14 protein-coding genes and 2 pseudogenes are annotated in these 17,269 nt (G+C 42.0%); 11 read left to right on the forward strand and 5 right to left on the reverse strand.

Annotation, left to right across the window (positions count from 1 at the left end):
- Positions 1-15 precede the first annotated feature (15 nt).
- From dusB to gshAB, 5 genes are all read right to left on the reverse strand, one after another.
- The gene (gene dusB / locus A3GS_RS0101800) at positions 16-993 is read right to left on the reverse strand and encodes a tRNA dihydrouridine synthase DusB (protein ID WP_018363714.1); all 978 of its coding nucleotides are present in this window, start codon (positions 991-993) and stop codon (positions 16-18) included.
- The gene (gene hslO / locus A3GS_RS0101805) at positions 980-1,852 is read right to left on the reverse strand and encodes an Hsp33 family molecular chaperone HslO (protein WP_018363715.1); all 873 of its coding nucleotides are present in this window, start codon (positions 1,850-1,852) and stop codon (positions 980-982) included. Before hslO ends, dusB begins: the two co-directional genes overlap by 14 nt.
- A gap of 403 nt (positions 1,853-2,255) precedes the next feature.
- Positions 2,256-3,539, reverse strand: coding sequence for a toxic anion resistance protein (locus A3GS_RS0101810; RefSeq protein WP_018363716.1), 1,284 nt, complete (start codon positions 3,537-3,539; stop codon positions 2,256-2,258).
- A 73-nt stretch (positions 3,540-3,612) separates the two neighbouring features.
- Complete coding sequence (locus A3GS_RS0101815; RefSeq protein ID WP_018363717.1) at positions 3,613-4,464, reverse strand: hypothetical protein; 852 nt, start codon at positions 4,462-4,464, stop codon at positions 3,613-3,615.
- 123 nt (positions 4,465-4,587) lie between these two features.
- Positions 4,588-6,846, reverse strand: coding sequence for a bifunctional glutamate--cysteine ligase GshA/glutathione synthetase GshB (gshAB, locus tag A3GS_RS0101820; protein WP_018363718.1), 2,259 nt, complete (start codon positions 6,844-6,846; stop codon positions 4,588-4,590).
- 244 nt (positions 6,847-7,090) lie between these two features.
- Here gshAB and A3GS_RS0101825 point away from each other — a divergent pair, with 244 nt between their 5' ends.
- The 11 genes and pseudogenes from A3GS_RS0101825 to A3GS_RS0101875 all read left to right on the forward strand — a co-directional run bounded on the left by A3GS_RS0101825 (position 7,091) and on the right by A3GS_RS0101875 (position 17,199).
- The gene (locus tag A3GS_RS0101825) at positions 7,091-8,383 is read left to right on the forward strand and encodes an adenylosuccinate synthase (RefSeq protein WP_018363719.1); all 1,293 of its coding nucleotides are present in this window, start codon (positions 7,091-7,093) and stop codon (positions 8,381-8,383) included.
- Between the two features lie 60 nt (positions 8,384-8,443).
- Positions 8,444-9,388 (forward strand): AEC family transporter, encoded by a 945-nt coding sequence (locus A3GS_RS0101830; RefSeq protein ID WP_018363720.1) that lies wholly within the window; start codon positions 8,444-8,446, stop codon positions 9,386-9,388.
- A 243-nt stretch (positions 9,389-9,631) separates the two neighbouring features.
- Positions 9,632-9,829: pseudogene (locus A3GS_RS11325) on the forward strand (carboxymuconolactone decarboxylase family protein); the annotation flags it as partial.
- A gap of 178 nt (positions 9,830-10,007) precedes the next feature.
- Positions 10,008-11,468, forward strand: coding sequence for a PTS ascorbate transporter subunit IIC (locus A3GS_RS0101840; RefSeq protein WP_018363722.1), 1,461 nt, complete (start codon positions 10,008-10,010; stop codon positions 11,466-11,468).
- A 145-nt stretch (positions 11,469-11,613) separates the two neighbouring features.
- A complete protein-coding gene (locus A3GS_RS0101845) occupies positions 11,614-11,892 on the forward strand; it encodes a PTS sugar transporter subunit IIB (RefSeq protein ID WP_018363723.1) in 279 nt (92 codons plus the stop codon).
- 74 nt (positions 11,893-11,966) lie between these two features.
- The gene (locus tag A3GS_RS0101850; protein ID WP_018363724.1) at positions 11,967-12,452 is read left to right on the forward strand and encodes a PTS sugar transporter subunit IIA; all 486 of its coding nucleotides are present in this window, start codon (positions 11,967-11,969) and stop codon (positions 12,450-12,452) included.
- Positions 12,453-12,503: 51 nt separating this feature from the next.
- On the forward strand, positions 12,504-13,169 hold the full coding sequence (locus tag A3GS_RS0101855) for a 3-keto-L-gulonate-6-phosphate decarboxylase UlaD (RefSeq protein ID WP_018363725.1): 666 nt from the start codon (positions 12,504-12,506) through the stop codon (positions 13,167-13,169).
- A gap of 5 nt (positions 13,170-13,174) precedes the next feature.
- Entirely contained in the window at positions 13,175-14,038 is an 864-nt protein-coding gene (locus tag A3GS_RS0101860) for an L-ribulose-5-phosphate 3-epimerase (protein ID WP_018363726.1), read from the forward strand.
- Positions 14,038-14,748: an L-ribulose-5-phosphate 4-epimerase gene (locus tag A3GS_RS0101865; protein WP_018363727.1), complete on the forward strand. Its 711-nt coding sequence runs from the start codon at positions 14,038-14,040 to the stop codon at positions 14,746-14,748. The genes A3GS_RS0101860 and A3GS_RS0101865 overlap by 1 nt, the downstream gene beginning before the upstream one ends.
- A 113-nt stretch (positions 14,749-14,861) precedes the next feature.
- A pseudogene (locus tag A3GS_RS11330) lies at positions 14,862-15,477 on the forward strand (hypothetical protein).
- Positions 15,478-15,531: 54 nt separating this feature from the next.
- On the forward strand, positions 15,532-17,199 hold the full coding sequence (locus A3GS_RS0101875) for a BglG family transcription antiterminator (RefSeq protein WP_240430881.1): 1,668 nt from the start codon (positions 15,532-15,534) through the stop codon (positions 17,197-17,199).
- Positions 17,200-17,269 lie beyond the last annotated feature (70 nt).

The raw sequence follows: 17,269 nt of genomic DNA on the forward strand, positions 1-17,269 counted from the left end.
TCCTTATAAGGTTTCTTAATGTAGTTGTGCAAAAATCTTTTCAACCTCATCCACGCTTTCGGCGCGGGAAACGGCTCCGCGGATTTTGGCAGCACCCGATGTGCCTCGTAGGTAATGAGGTGCTAAGCCACGGAATTCACGGACGGCAATCTTCTCGCCTTTGAGGTCAACTAGGCGCTTGAGGTGATCTTCTGCGATGCCCAGCATTTTGTCAAAGGGAAGATCTGGCAAGACTTCTCCAGTTTCAAAATAATGATTGATTTGAGTGAAGATATATGGATTGCTGCGAGCTCCTCGGCCAATCATGACAGCATCCGCACCAACTTGGTCAATCATAAACTGAGCATCTTGGACGCTTCTGATGTCGCCGTTAGCGATGAAAGGCACCTTAGTAATAGCCTTGGCAACCTTGGCTAGGGTTTCGTGGTCGCAGTGGCCGGTATACATCTGTTCACGTGTGCGCCCGTGCATGGCTAGCGCAGCAACGCCAGCTGACTCAGCAGCTAAGGCATTTTCTACTGCCAAGGTTGAGTCCGACCAGCCTGTTCGCATCTTAACCGTTAGTGGAATGTCTAGGACAGACTTGACGGTTAATACCACCGAGTAAATCTTCTCAGGGTCCTTGAGCCACATAGCACCAGCCTCGTTTTTGACAATCTTATTGACAGGGCAGCCCATGTTGATGTCTACCAAGTCAGCCTTGGTGTTGGCTTGAATGAATTCAGCCGCGCGTGCTAGGCTGTCACCGTCGCTGCCGAAGAGTTGGATAGAGACAGGATGTTCACCTTCGTCAATGTGCAACATGTGCAGGGTTTTCTCATTGTTATACTGAATGCCCTTGTCAGATACCATTTCCATAACTACCAGACCAGCGCCAAATTCCTTTGCGATGGTGCGGAAGGCCGAATTGGTCACGCCAGCCATGGGTGCAAGGACAGTACGATGGGGAATTTCCACATTCCCAATCATAAAGGAGCTGTTAAGCTTGCTCATGAATCATCTCCTCTAAGTCGTTTTCGTTAAAGTGGTGTGTTTTACCGCAGAATTGGCAGACAATCTCTGCACCATGGTCTTGGTCCTTCATCTCTTGCAAGTCTTTTTTGCCCAGAGTAATGAGAGCCGCCTCAAAGCGTTCGCGTGAACAGTCACAGGCAAAGTGTAGCTCATCCTCTGACAAGACTTTGTAGTCGTCCTCACCATAGATGGCTTCTAGCAAGGCTTCCACATGGTTGTCAGACTCTAGCAGAGTTGAGATGGCTGGCATTTCTTGGATGCGCTTTTCGTAGCGGGCGATTTCTTCCTCAGAAGCCCCTGGCAAAACTTGAAGCATGAAGCCGCCAGCGACTTTGACCTTGTCATTCTCATCAAGGAGGACATTAAGTCCAACTGCTGACGGTGTTTGCTCGCTCTCGGTTAGGTAGTAGGCTAAATCTTCGCCGATTTCCCCAGAAACCAAAGGGGTTGAGGAAGTGTAGGGGTTGCCAGTACCATAGTCGGTGATGACCACGAATTGTCCCGCACCCATGAAAGGCCCGACGATAACTTCGCCCGTCGCTGTCTTTTTGACATCCACGCCAGTATTTTGAATGTAGCCTTTGACGTGCCCTTGCGTGTCGCCAACAGAAATAATGTGCCCAAAAGAAGAATCACCAATGACCTTGACGGTCACCTTGCTATCACCCTTTTGGTTGGCAGCCAAAATCTGGTTGGCAATAAGGGTGCGTCCCAGCGCTACCGTTGAGCTAGAAAGAGTGTGATGCTTTTCTTGAGCAGTTCTGACCGTCTCCGTGCTATCCAGCACATAGGCACGGAAAGAACCTGATGTTGAAATTGATTTAATTAGTTTATCCATAGCTACTATTATAGCACATTGGCTATTTTTTGCATGCCAGCAGCCTAGCAGAAGCTCTTTTTTAGGGGAAATAAGCTGGCGCTCAAAAGCTAGCAGCCAAATGATGCCTCAACTCTCCTGACTGACAAGAAGAAAGTAGCCTTTTTATTTACAAATAGTCTCACCCTAACAAGCAAAAGCATAACTGAGACATGAGTTGTAATCAACTCTTTTAGCAAGCTTTTAACTTTCCCTTCAGTAGCTATCAGATTTTTTAGTGTGATGCTCTTCGGCACAGGGGAGCTTGGTGTAATCGAGGAACCAAGAAAAAGGAAGGAGCAGATAAGGGCAAGGAAGAGAACAAGAAAAATTCAGACAAAACAAAAGACTAGAAGTGATTAAACTTCCAGCCTTTTTGTATCTTTTATGTAGCGCTATCGGTCACATCTTCACGTTGGCGTTCAACCTCTTCTTGGACTTCCTTGCCTTCGTTGAGGAGGGCAAGGACGATTTTTTCGTCACGGAGTTTGACAGAGTCATTGATGGTTGCGGCAGATTTAACAACAGCGGCCTCCAGTTGAGCGCGTTGCTTGCGGCCGTTATCAATAGCAGCGATGATGCCATTGTTTTGAGCCACTAGACTTTCAGCTAAGGCTGTAACAGATTTGATGTTCATGGTTGGGCCTTGGGCTGTGCGTTCTAGCTGAGGAATAGCTTCCTTGCTGGTTTCAGCTAACATTTGTAGCGCAGCATTGTTGGCATTGACAATGGCATCTGCTGTCACACCAGATTTGACCGACTGTTGTAAAATACCGAGTTGGGCGATGGACAATTTCATGGTTGGAATAGTATTGCGGCGCAGCATGCCAAGCTTTTGGCGCATGTCCGAGGAAACCTTGACCATGTTGCGCATTTGCGGCGTTGTTGTCCAAGCCACATAGAGGCGGCTTAGGTACTCTGTGTGTTGTTGCTCCAAAGTATTGATGACTTCAGTCATGCGAGCTAGCTCGTCAGACTTGGTTTGGTATTCAGGAGTGGCGCTGTCTAGGGTAGCCAGTTCATTTTGCAATTTGCTGGCGCGGTTAGCACCCTCAGTTTGAGTAGCTTCGATAAAGGCAATAACGCCCACCAGATTTTCGATAGACTTGGTATTGTCTTCAATCAACATTTCAGCAGAGACGATGTTTCGAGCTAGCGTCTCTTCTTGTTTGACCACAGCTGCGGCCATGCCATCCATCTTCTGCTCAATATTTTGTGAATCAAAATAGAATTCTTGCAGGCTACTCTTGCCTTGCTTAAACATTTTTTGTAGGAAGTTTGGTTTCTTTTCTAATTCAGCTGGTTTGGCATCCTTGTATTTGGTGATGAAACCGTTGAGTTCGCGGTTGGTGTTTTTGAGCAGTTCATCCACTTGTGGGATTTCCAGTTTCTTTTGCTCCGCTAGAATGTGATTGACAGTAGTGTTAACCTCTTCAACGGCAGAACTCCCAAAGTCTAAGAGGGCATTTTGGTCAGCCACAAAGGTGTCCACAAGGGCTGGCGCCTTGGCTGTAATAGCAGCTTGTTGTTCGGGCGACAATTTTTCATAGAAGGATACTTGCCCAGTTGAGGAGGTATCCGTTGTGGCGATAATTTCAGTTGTTTTGTCAGTTTTTGCGATGGCATTGTCAGCAATTTTGTCAATGTCAAAGTTAAATGTGTCTGCCATGTTTTAGTTCCTAAGCGCTCAAAGTCCAACTTTACTTTTCTTGAGCACTTTTCCTTTCTCCAAAAAATATAGGTTAATAAATATCTGAGGCATCCGTGTCCTGAGCATAGTCCTTGTGTTTAGCATTCATCATGCGAAGGCTGACATCAAAGTCTTTCAGATCACTTTCATTAAGTTGACGCAGGGTTTCATCCAAGTCCAAATCAAATTTTTCTAGCGCAGCCTTGGCTTGGGAAAGGCGCTCCTCCGCATTATAGAAATCTTTTGGTGACTCCTTAATCTTGAGGTAACCGGCCAAGATGTCCTCGAAACGATGCATGTTAGCTTGGTGGAGGGCAGTCAGCTCGGCTTTATTGTCCATCCCCTCAATTTTATCTATGATAGCAGCGTGGTCGCGTTGGATATTGGTGTAAACTTGGTTTAGTTCAGGGGCACGCTTGAGGATATCCTTCTCTTCATCGGAGGCAGGGGCGGTCGAAGGGATAATGTCTAGCTTTTCCAGTTGCAGCTTGATGTCCTCTTCCACTTGAATAGCTTTACGAGTGACTCGTTTGTAAATGTTGAGATCCATCTTATCTTTGAGAGCTCCCGCTTCGCTTTGGATATCTTGGATTTTGGGTAATAGCTGGCGCGCAACCACAGAATATTGAGTATAATCCTTGTCATCTAGATAAGCATCCAAGAGCTTGACTTGACGGTCTGCCTGCTGGATCGTATCTTTCAAGTCCTGTAAACGCTGAGCCGTGTTGACTTTGTCTAGACGACTTTGTCTCGTTGCCAAATAATAAACACCATATCCGATAGCTCCCATAACCAAAAAAGGAAGCAGGGCACCCAAGAGAGAACCCAGGACGGAGATGACAATAATAACTCCAATGATAGTTCCCAAAAGATTGCCTCGCCTTGGTGGACGATAGTATGCCATAAATTTTCTCACTTCTATTTCATTATCGTATCGTTACTATTTTATCGCAAATGCCCAGCTTGTGACAAGGATTTAACGTCTTAAAATAGAAAAATCATCTAATAAACTATTAGACGATTTGGATTATTCATGCACTTCTGGGAAGAGTTTGGCTAAAATCTTTGGTGTGATGGCTTGACCAGGCCCAGACTCGCAGTAAGTGTGCATATACATGGAAGGGTTGAAGTTCAGCTCAATACAAGTAGCATTGGGGTTTTCTTTATTTGACACCTGCTTGGCATCAGGGATAATTAAATCCACTCCGCAAGCCCAGGCGCCCATGGCTTTGGCCATATTAGCCGCTAACTGCTTATAAGAGGTATCCATGTTGTTAGTCACATCAATAGAGTCTCCACCCGTTGAGATGTTGGAATTGCGGCGTAAATCCACCTTGATACCATCAGGAAGAATATCGTCTGGCTGATAGCCTTGTTGTTCCAACATGAGCAGCTCAATGTCACCTAGGTCAATAATTTCCAGCGGCGAACGGTGGTTGCGTCCCCGTAACGGATTGGCGTTTTTGATGTCTATCAATTCACGGATGCTATGTTTGCCATCACCAACCACATTAGCAGCAACGCGCAGGAGGACAGCTTCGCATTTACCATCTAGGATAAAGAAACGGTATTCCGTTCCGTCAATGAATTCTTCCACCAGTAGTGATTGGTCTTCGGAAAAGGCTATATCTAGAGCTTTTTCATAGGCTTCTAGGTTAGTGGGTTCCTTGAAAATAGAGATACCTAGCCCAAAGTTAGTTGATTTGGGTTTGACAACGATGGCTTTCTTTTGGATTTGGGAGAAATAGCGGAGCGCCTCATCTTTATTATCAAATTCTGCTCCCGCGGGTACCGGGAAGCCAGCGGCATCCAAGATTTTCTTAGTCACAACCTTGTTAGCCATGGCCAGCGGAATGATGTAATTATCTTTTGAAGTCATGTTGCCATTCTTTACGTACTCAACATGATTACCATGCCAGAGCTTGAGAAATTGGTCACTCTCATCCAAAATGTCAAAGTTGACACCCTTTTGAATGACATCAAAAAGCAGCATCTGGGTAGATAGTTCCATAGTCTCATAACCTTTGAGTGCATAGGGTGCTTGCCAGGCATAGGCCTGAAAGGCTTGCCCTTGTTTTTGACCAAAAACTTCTAAAGAAAGTTGATTGATTTCCTTGAACAAACGCCCTCCGATAGTCAAATCAGGTTTGTCAACCTGCTCTTTCACCTTGTCTATCAAGCTCTGGTAGTAGTCTGGTAGCTGGAAGTGATTGACGACCTCTTGCATGCTTGACAGAATAGTGCCAAACGGTGCTTGCTCGGGTAATGTGTCCAAAGGATGGCTGGTAGCTATGACTTCATTAAGATTGTTGGCTTGGCTAATAGATTCGTCTATTTTGTCAACACTGTCAATCCATAGTAAAGCTAGTGTAAAGAGATGGACAGTATCTAGGGTTTCCTGAGTGATGCCCTTGTTATCAAAGGGATTGAGGTCAAAACAGCGAAACTCTAGATAAGTGATGCCTTGTTTCAGATAATCGCGGTTGTGCTTGCTGCCACGCAGACGAACAGCAGAGTAAAATTCCTTCTCGGCAATGAGGCGTTTATCGGCAACACAGTTCTCAATGTCAACAATGTATTGCTCTAGACTTTCATAAGATACCTTGACCTCATCGTGATTGACATAGCCATGAGAAGAGCTATTACGCAGGGAACGAACAGGTTTATCAAGAGGATACTCAAGGAAGCCCTGCTCTGCTATTGGCGAAGCCCCATAAAGGTAAGTCAGAAGCCAACGGAAACGCAGGAAGTTTTGTGCCAGTTTGAGATAAAGGTCATTTCTGAAATTAACCATGGAATCGTATCCGCTCTCTGCAAATAGCTGAGTAATCAAGTCCTTACCCAACTCCATATTATAGTGGATACCCGACATAGACTGTAGCAGCTTGCCATAGGTGTCAGATAAATGCTGGCGGTAATGGCGTTCAAAAGTATTTTCAAGCTTGGCAATTTGAATCTCATCCTCAGTGATTTTTGGAGGCATGGAGAGAGGCCATAAATACTCGTCTTTATTTAGAGAACGTCCAGCCACGTCTGTGATAGCGCCTAAAAATCGCAGGGCTTCCTTCGTTGATGAAGCCACAGGTGTGATGAGCTCCATCTGTGGCTCGCTGTAGTCGGTTTGGATGTAGGGGTGAAAATTGCGGCTACCTAAAACGTTAGGATGTGCTGTTTGGGCAACCTTGCCTGATTTATGGATACGCAAACTTTCTCTCTCTAAGCCAAAAGTAGCTTGGAGAATGGGGAGGGTTGACGGTGCTTGTTGTAATAGTTGGTTAAGTGACATAGCTTACCTCGCTTAAAAAAGATACCTTTATTCTAGGGGAAAGCGGATTAAAATGCAATTTTTGGCTACGGCTTACCAGAATTTTTGAATTAATTTATAGCAGAAGTCGCTTTCAGTCATTGAAAAAAGGGATGAAATTTCATATAATGAATTGTAAGACAAAACTTGCGGGTGAAATTCCTGCCGTGTCGTTTTTCAAGAAAGGTGGAGACTCTGCTATTTTCAGGGTCCGTATCGTAAACATATGACATCAGTAGTAGTTGTTGGTACCCAATGGGGGGACGAAGGTAAGGGTAAGATTACTGACTTTTTGAGTCAGGATGCAGAGGTGATTGCGCGTTACCAAGGTGGTGACAATGCTGGTCACACGATTGTTATTGATGGTAAAAAATTCAAACTGCACTTGATTCCATCAGGCATTTTCTTCCCAGAAAAAATTTCTGTCATTGGAAATGGTGTGGTGGTAAATCCCAAATCTTTGGTGACCGAGTTGGACTACCTTCATAAAGAAGGCATTGCGACTGATAGTCTTCGTATTTCAGATCGCGCGCATGTTATCCTGCCTTATCATATTAAGTTGGATTCCTTGCAGGAAGCTGCCAAGGGCGATAATAAAATTGGTACAACTAATAAGGGTATCGGTCCAGCTTACATGGACAAGGCTGCGCGTGTTGGCATCCGTATCGCCGACCTTCTTGACAAAGAAATCTTTGCGGAACGTTTGAAAGTGAATCTGGCAGAGAAAAATCGTCTTTTTGAAAAGATGTACGAATGTCGGCCACTACAATTTGATGATATTTTTGAAGAATACTATGAGTATGGTCAACAAATCAAGAATTACGTGACAGATACATCAGTTATTCTTAATGATGCGCTTGATGCTGGCAAACGTGTGCTCTTTGAAGGTGCACAAGGTGTCATGCTTGATATTGATCAAGGAACTTATCCATTTGTTACCTCTTCAAATCCAGTTGCTGGTGGTGTAACTATTGGTTCTGGCGTTGGTCCAAGTAAAATCAATAAGGTTGTGGGGGTATGTAAAGCCTATACGAGCCGTGTGGGTGATGGTCCATTCCCAACAGAACTCTTTGATGAAGTTGGTCATACTATTCGAGAAGTTGGTCATGAATACGGTACAACAACTGGCCGTCCGCGTCGTGTGGGCTGGTTTGATTCAGTTGTTATGCGCCACAGCCGTCGCGTATCGGGTATTACAAATTTGTCACTTAACTCTATCGACGTTTTGTCAGGACTTGACACGGTGAAAATCTGTGTGGCTTATGACCTTGATGGTGAACGCATTGACCACTACCCAGCAAGCTTGGAGCAGCTTAAACGTTGTAAACCAATTTACGAAGAGTTGCCAGGCTGGTCAGAAGATATCACAGGGGTCCGCAGCTTAGATGAACTTCCTGAAAATGCTCGCAACTATGTTCGCCGCGTCGGTGAATTGGTTGGTGTCCGCATTTCGACCTTCTCGGTCGGACCAGACCGTGACCAAACTAATATCTTAGAATCTGTTTGGGCAAATATTTAATGAAAAGTGAAGGAGTTGAGGCTGGTTTCCCAACTTCTTTTCTATTTAGAACGAGAGAAAATGGCTGTATTTTTACATAGTATTTCAGGAGTATTGATTATTTTAGTGATGATTGCTATCGGTTACTGGCTTAATGAACGTGGCTGGTTTGATGAGCAAGCAGCGTCCTTGATGACTAAGTTAGTCACTCAGTTGGCTTTGCCTGCTTACATGATTTATACTATCATGGCGAGATTTTCAGCCAAGGAATTATTGGAAATGCTGCCGCAACTGCACTTTCCAGCCTTGTCCATGGTTATTTTGCTGGGGATTGCTGCTGCGACAGCGCAACTTTTTGCCGTGGATAGGAAACATCGCGGTCTCTTTATTTCTATGTTTTTCAATTCTAACACGGTTTTTGTCGGTTTGCCTATCAATCAAGCGCTTTTTGGCGACAAGAGTATTCCTTATGTTTTAGTTTATTATATGTGCAATACCACCTTCTTTTGGACTATCGGGACTTATCTGATTCAGAAAGATGGTCAGAAAACGGCCAACATTGATTGGCGTTCTAGTTTGAGAAAAATATTTTCACCACCTTTGTTGGGCTTCATTTTGGGAGTTCTCTTGGTTGTGTTTAAGGTCAAACTTCCCGATTTCCTCATGAGCGATTTACAATATATTGGTAATTTAACCATTCCGCTGTCCATGCTTTTCATCGGACTTACAGTGTCAAGGGCTGGGCTTAGTCAATTAGCTCTAAAAAAAGACCATATGTTGATTCTATTCGGACGCTTTGTCATCTCTCCGCTATTGATGACGCTAATTGTCTGGCAGGCCAATCTTCCCCATCTCATGAAAGAGGTTTTTATCATCCAATCTGCCATGCCAGTCATGACCAATGCTCCGATTATTGCTAGGATGTATGATGTGGATACTGATTACGCTGCAGTCATGGTGACTGAGACTACGCTTTTGACCATGCTGGTTGTTCCCATTTTGACGTTCTTGGTTAGTACTATATAAAAAAAGAAGCTGAATGTGATGATTCAGCTTCTTTTTTTATATATTTTCTCCTGGAAGATATTTCCTGACGAGGTCTAGAAAGATTTTGGCGGACTGGCTAAGGGGGACATATTTGCGCCAATGAGGTAAATCTCGGAAAAGACATCGGGGAAGAGTGGTTTGAAGATGAAGTTGCTATCTTCGGAAGAGAAAGTCAGCTTCTTTAAGATGAAAGTATAGTCTCCGCTAGCATTGATGGGGATACGCTATCTTCTGACTGTGACAATCTTGACTGTGTCATCCTTCACAGATAGTTCGCTTGTCTATCATTTTCAAAATGCCAAGAACAATGGTGTGACCAAAGATGAAATCTCAGCAACCTTTGCCCACATTGCTTCCTATGCTAGCTGGCCAAAATCCTGGGCAGCCTTTAGTTTAGAGAAGGCTGTTTGGACAGATTGATAACTGGGCGATGCTCACGCGAGATGCGTGGGCTTTTTTGTTCTTTAGAAGTATTGCCTCTCCAGTACAGGTTTGCACACTCAGCTGTGTATATCTTGGTCTTTTTGTTTGCGCTTACAAAATATATAATAAAAGCGTAGACAAATCAATAAACTAATTTAGAAAAGGAGTCGTTATTATGAATATACTTTTAGGTATTCTTAACTGGTTCTCTCAAAACATTTTGCAACAGCCAGCTTTCTTTGTAGGTCTCTTGGTATTAGTAGGGTATCTCCTACTGAAAAAACCTCTGCATGATGTTTTTGCAGGATTTATAAAAGCTACTGTTGGTTACATGATTTTGAACGTCGGTGCAGGTGGTCTGGTTTCTACTTTTCGCCCCATCCTAGCAGCTCTTAACTTTAAGTTCAATATCGGTGCCGCTGTTATTGACCCATACTTTGGCTTGACAGCAGCTAATACTCTGATTGAAGAAAAGTTCCCTGCATTTGTCGGAACTGCTACAACAGCTCTTTTGATTGGATTCTTTTTAAATATTCTTCTTGTAGCACTTCGCAAAGTGACTAAAGTTCGTACTTTGTTTATTACTGGTCACATCATGGTACAGCAAGCTGCTACAGTTGCAATGATGCTCTTGGTTCTTATCCCAGCTTTCCGCACACCTTGGGTAGCTTCGCTTGCTGTAGGTGTTGTCTGTGGTCTCTACTGGGCAGTCAGCTCAAACATGACTGTTGAGCCAACTCAACGATTGACACACGGTGGTGGTTTTGCCATTGGTCACCAACAACAATTCGCTATCTGGTTTGTAGATAAAGTTGCTCCAAAATTTGGTAAAAAGGAAGACAATCTTGATAACCTTAAATTGCCAGCGTTCTTGAATATTTTCCATGACACAGTTGTCGCATCTGCAACATTGATGATTTTCTTCTTTGGTGCAATCCTTTACATCTTGGGTCCAGACATCATGTCTAATGCAAAAATCATCACTTCTGGTACTTTGTTTGACCCAACAAAACAATCATTCTTCATGTATGTTATTTCAACAGCTTTCACTTTCTCAGTATATCTCTTCATATTGATGCAAGGTGTACGTATGTTCGTTGCTGAATTGACAAATGCCTTCCAAGGGATTTCTGCTAAATTGCTTCCTGGTTCATTCCCAGCGGTTGACGTTGCCGCTTCATACGGTTTTGGTTCAGCTTCAGCTACCTTGTTTGGTTTCGCAACTGGTCTTATTGGTCAATTGATTACAATTGTATTGCTCATTGTCTTTAAAAATCCAGTTCTTATTATTACTGGTTTCGTTCCAGTATTCTTTGATAACGCGGCTGTTGCTGTTTACGCTGATAAACGTGGTGGTTGGAAAGCAGCAGTTGTTCTCTCATTCATCTCAGGGGTTCTTCAAGTTGCACTTGGTGCTGTAGCAGTCTCACTCCTTGGTCTTGCTTCATACGGTGGTTACCATGGTAACATTGATTTTGATATCCCTTGGGTACCGTTCGCTTATATCTTCAAATATGCTGGGGTCATCGGATATGCTCTTGTCTGCCTATTTTTGCTTGCAATTCCTCAAATTCAATTCGCAAAAGCAAAAGATAAAGATGCTTATTATCGCGGTGATGCTCCTGCTGAAGATTAATACTAATAAAAGTTTCTTGCGGAGCAGTTTTTTCTAGATGAGTGTTCAATCTCATAGGCCTTATCAAAACTATCAATCGTCTTAAACTAATAGCTTAGCTATTAGTAAAACAAAAATCGTTAAACGTTAAATGGAGGAAAATGTTATGGTTAAAGTTCTTACAGCATGTGGTAACGGAATGGGTTCTTCTATGGTTATCAAAATGAAAGTTGAGAATGCTCTTCGTCAACTCGGTGTGAGTGACATTGAATCTGCATCCTGTTCAGTTGGTGAAGCAAAAGGATTGGCTGCTAACTATGATATTGTAGTTGCTTCCAATCATTTGATTCATGAATTAGATGGACGCACAAAAGGACATCTTGTTGGTCTTGATAACTTAATGGACGATAATGAAATTAAAACTAAATTGCAAGCTATCTTGTAATCATTTGAAGTAAGGTGCTTTCAAGAGCTTGAGAGCACTTTCTCATTTAAAATGGCATTTGAAAGGAAACAATTATGAACTTAGCACAAGCTTTTAAAGAAAATAATTCTATTCGTCTTGGTTTGACAGCAAAAGATTGGAAAGAAGCGGTGAAATTATCTGTTGATCCCCTAATTGAAAGCGGCGCTGTAAAGCCAGAATATTACGATGCAATCATTGAGTCAACTGAAAAATATGGTCCTTATTATATCTTGATGCCTGGTATGGCTATGCCGCATGCACGCCCAGAAGCCGGTGTACAGCGTGATGCTTTCTCCTTGGTAACTTTGACTGAACCAGTTAAATTTACAGATGGCAAGGAGGTTCAAGTGCTTTTAGCGCTTGCAGCAACAAGTTCTAAGATTCACACATCAGTTGCTATTCCACAAATCATTGCTCTATTTGAATTGGAGAATTCTATTGAACGCCTGGTTAACTGCAAGACAGAAGACGAAGTGTATGCAATGGTTGAAGAATCTAAAAACAGCCCTTATCTTGAAGGCCTAGATTTGGACAGTTAAGAGTAAAAAAAGCTGGAAATAAGAAACTATTTTACGAAAGGATTTGATAAAATGACAAAACAATTACCTAATTTGCAAGTTGCACTTGACCACTCTGATTTGAAGGGAGCCATTACAGCTGCCGTTTCTGTTGGTAACGAAGTTGATGTTATCGAAGCAGGTACAGTTTGCTTGCTCCAAGTTGGTTCTGAATTAGTTGAAGTATTACGCAGCCTGTTCCCAGAAAAGATCATCGTTGCTGATACTAAATGTGCTGATGCTGGTGGAACAGTGGCTAAAAATAATGCTGTTCGAGGAGCTGACTGGATGACTTGTATCTGTTCAGCAACTATTCCGACAATGAAAGCAGCGCGCAAAGCGATTGAAGAAGTTCGTGGTGATCGTGGTGAAATCCAGGTAGAACTCTACGGAGATTGGACTTATGAGCAAGCACAACAATGGCTTGATGCTGGTATTTCACAAGTCATCTACCACCAATCACGTGATGCCCTTCTTGCTGGTGAAACTTGGGGTGAAAAAGACCTCAACAAGGTTAAAAAATTGGTTGATATGGGCTTCCGTGTTTCAGTAACAGGTGGCTTGTCAACAGATACACTCAAACTCTTTGAAGGTGTAGATGTCTTCACCTTTATCGCTGGTCGTGGGATCACTGAAGCTGAAGATCCAGCAGCAGCAGCGCGTGCTTTCAAAGACGAAATCCGTCGCATTTGGGGGTAAGGCCTATGGCACGTCCAATTGGTATTTATGAAAAAGCTACACCAAAGCACTTTACTTGGTTAGAACGTCTTAATTTCGCTAAGGAACTTGGTTTTGATTTTGTGGAAATGTCTGTGGATGAATCTGACGCTCGTTTAGACCGCCTCAAATGGAGCAAGGAAGAACGTCTTGAAGTGGTCAAGGCCATCTATGAAACAGGCATTCGTATTTCATCCATCTGTTTCTCAGGTCATCGCCGTTATCCGCTGGGCTCTAACGATCCTGAAAAAGAGGCTAAGTCCCTGGAAATGATGAAAGATTGTATCGAATTGGCTCAGGACTTGGGTGTTCGCAACATCCAGCTGGCTGGCTATGATGTCTACTATGAAGAAAAATCACCAGAAACTCGCGCTCGCTTTATCAAAAATTTGCGTAAAGCCTGTGATTGGGCAGAAGAAGCTCAGGTGATTCTATCTATCGAAATCATGGATGATCCTTTCATCAACTCCATTGAGAAATATCTAGCTGTTGAAAAAGAAATTGATTCGCCTTATCTTTTTGTCTATCCTGATACTGGTAATGTTTCAGCTTGGCATAATGATATTTATAGTGAATTCTACATTGGTCACAAATCAATCGCAGCCCTCCACTTGAAAGATACCTATGCGGTAACGGAAACTTCCAAAGGTCAATTCCGCGATGTGTCTTTTGGTCAAGGCTGCGTGGATTGGGAACATGTTTTTGATGTACTTAAGAAAACTAATTATAATGGTCCTTTCCTTATCGAAATGTGGTCTGAAAATTGTGAAACAGTAGAAGAAACCAAGGCTGCTATTAAAGAAGCTCAAGATTTCCTCTACCCATTAATAGAGAAAGCGGGGTTGTGTTAATGTTAGCACCTGAACTCAGAGAACGAGTATATAAAGCGAATATGGAATTGCCAGAACATGGTTTAGTTAAGTTCACTTGGGGCAATGTTTCGGCTATTGATCGTGAAAAAGGCTTAATAGCGATTAAGCCTTCTGGTGTGGACTATGCTAAATTGTCTCCAGAAAACATGGTTGTAACAGATTTAGATGGAAATATTTTAGATGGGGATTTGAACCCTTCATCTGACCTTTCTACTCATGTCGAATTATATAAAGCATTTCCAGAAGTTGGTGGGATTGTTCATACCCACTCAACAGAAGGCGTGGCTTGGGCTCAGGCAGGTCGTGATATTCCTTGCTATGGAACAACTCATGCAGATACTTTCTATGGACCAATTCCATGTGCGCGTGCTCTTACACCTGAAGAAATCAATGGTGAGTACGAAAAAGAGACTGGTAAAGTCATTATCGAAGAATTTGCAAAACGTGGGTTAGATCCATTGGCAGTTTCTGGTGTAACTGTTCGTAATCATGGGCCGTTTGCTTGGGGCAAGGATGAAAAGTCAGCTGTCTACAATGCAGTTGTTCTTGAGGAGGCCGCTCGTATGGCTCGTTATACGGAAAGTATTAACCCACAAGTTGAAGAAGTCCCTCAGGCCTTAAAGGATAAACATTATCTCCGTAAACATGGTAAAAATGCTTATTATGGTCAAAAAGGCGATCAACATTAAGGTAAGAAGGAAATTGATTCTAGATTCATATGATTGCTTCTTGTTTTTCAAGTTATTAATAAAATAAAGTAGATCTTCATCTTTTGTGAGGGCCTACTTTATTAGGAGGAGCTATGCGGAAATTTTCACAAGACATGGTAACAGAGGCAGCCTATTATTTGGAAATTATTTTATCTCTTGTTTTAGCACTTGCTATGCTATTTTCTCATTTTCGTTATTAAGTGATTTAACAGGACTTGGAATCACTACAGATAATGTTAACAAATTATATCAATCGTTTTTGGGTAGAGCAATGGCACTAGCTGTGGGGATTGAACTTATCAAGATGTTTTCTAAACCATCTCCTAATACAATTATTGAAGTGCTTGTATTTGCCTTAGTCAGGCAGCTAATTGTTAAACGTACTTCTATCTTAGATTTTTTGTTGGGAGTTCTAGCGGTTGCCATTCTGTTTGCAGTGAGAAAATATCTATTTACTCAGTTTGATGATTCTAACAATCTTGTTATGCGAGCTAGTCAGAAGGTTAAGCTGGCTAATGTCATTGCACGTGTTCATATTGAGGCTGAAAAGTCTGAGACTTTACGTGATTTTGTAACTAGAAAACTCCTTGAAGAAGATAAAACAATTCGATTGGTGCATGTGTTTATCTCAACAATGTCGCTCTTCATATTGATAATATGCAGGGTAACTTGATTACCCGTGTAGAAATTATGAGGGACTTACAGTAAGCGATAAAAGGAGTCTTATGCTATAATGATAACGAATTCAGAAGGGAGGAGAAGATTATTTTAGACAAAAAAAGTTATGATCTTCTGTCCTATATTTTGACATTGGATGAGTATGAGACCATTATGGTTATTTCAAATCATCTTAATCAGTCCAGGCGAAAGGTCTATTATCATTTAGATAAAATCAACGAGGCGCTACCAGACGGTGTTGAGAAGATTGTTAGCTACCCTCGGATTGGTATCAAATTGACTGCTGAACAAAAAGCAGCTTGTCGTCGCATGTTAGATGAGTTGAGCATTTATTCTTATGTGATGAGTGTTAGTGAGCGCATTAAGATGCTGTTGACTTACATTGCCATTTCAAAGGAACGGGTTACCCTTGAAAAACTTGTACAGCTAGGAGCCGTTTCGCGCAATACGATTTTAAATGACTTGAATGATATTAGACACCAATTGGTGACTAACGAATATGATATTCAACTGCATGTGACTAAGGCCCGTGGTTATTATCTTGACTGCCATCCACTATCTAAAATTCAATTTCTTTATCGTCTTTTGTATGATATTCATACGTCTGGCAATCAGGAATTTATTAACATTGTTAGAGAACGAATTATTGATTTAACTGGCTTTGATCGTTATTTCTCACCTGAGGTCAAGCACTATTTGCGCCAGCAATTATCCTCAGCCCAAGAAAGTTTGGGAAAAAAGATTAATGGTAAGGACAGTCAATTTATGGAGCAAATTCTGCCCTATCTTCTTTTAAGTTATCAAAGTATTGATATGACAGACAAAGAGAAAGAACTGATACAACGAGATTTTAGTATCACTTGGGATCGTAAGGAGTATAGGCTGGCACATCAGATATCAGATGATCTAGCCGAAAAATTTGATATTCATTTAGATGAGATTGAAGTTAGTTTGATTGCTATGCTACTCCTGTCTTTTAGAAAGGATAGTGATAGCAATAACGAAAGCTCTGATTATGATGATATACGTTTAGTTTTGAGTAACTATCTTGATGCTATTACCAAGGCCTATGGTTTAGTTTTCAATCACAGAGATGCCCTTCTCAATCAGCTGATTACGCATTGTAAAGCTTTGCTTTATCGCAAGACTTATGGTATTTTGTCCATCAATCCTTTAACTAAATATATTAAGGCAAAGTATGATTCTCTTTTCAAAATCAGTAAGTCTAAAATTGCCATTTTAGAAGAAGCTTGGCTAATCCAGATGACCGACGATGATATTGCCCATATTACGATTCATTTAGGAGGCGAATTGCAGCGAGATGAGGATACTTTTAATCGCAATAAGCATGTGGTTATTGTCTGTGATGAAGGAATTGGTGTTCAGAAATTACTCTTAAGTCAATGTCGAGACTACCTTAATTATTGTGAAATTGATGCTGTGTTTACTTCGGAGCAGTTTCACAGTGTGAGCGACCTCGTGACCGTCAACGCAGTTATCTCTACTAGCGATGCCATTGATAGCTGTTTTCCAGTGATTGTGGTACACCCGATTTTGAGTGATGACGATATGATTAAGTTAATCCGTTTCTCAAATAATCGTGATCTTAGAGAGGAAAGTCGCTTTGACCATAAATTAGAGCTATGCTTACTTCCTTACATTTCAGATTCCAAGGAACGTTACATTCTGAAATCCCAAATTGAAAGACTGGTGAGTCAGGAATTAATCGGTGGAAATCCAGTAGTTGACTAATATTTTAGATAAATCCTTCCTAGTACAGGTAGGATTTTTTTCTTAAAGAGGCATAGAAACACTCTATTTT

Source organism: Streptococcus caballi DSM 19004, from assembly GCF_000379985.1.
Classification (GTDB): domain Bacteria; phylum Bacillota; class Bacilli; order Lactobacillales; family Streptococcaceae; genus Streptococcus; species Streptococcus caballi.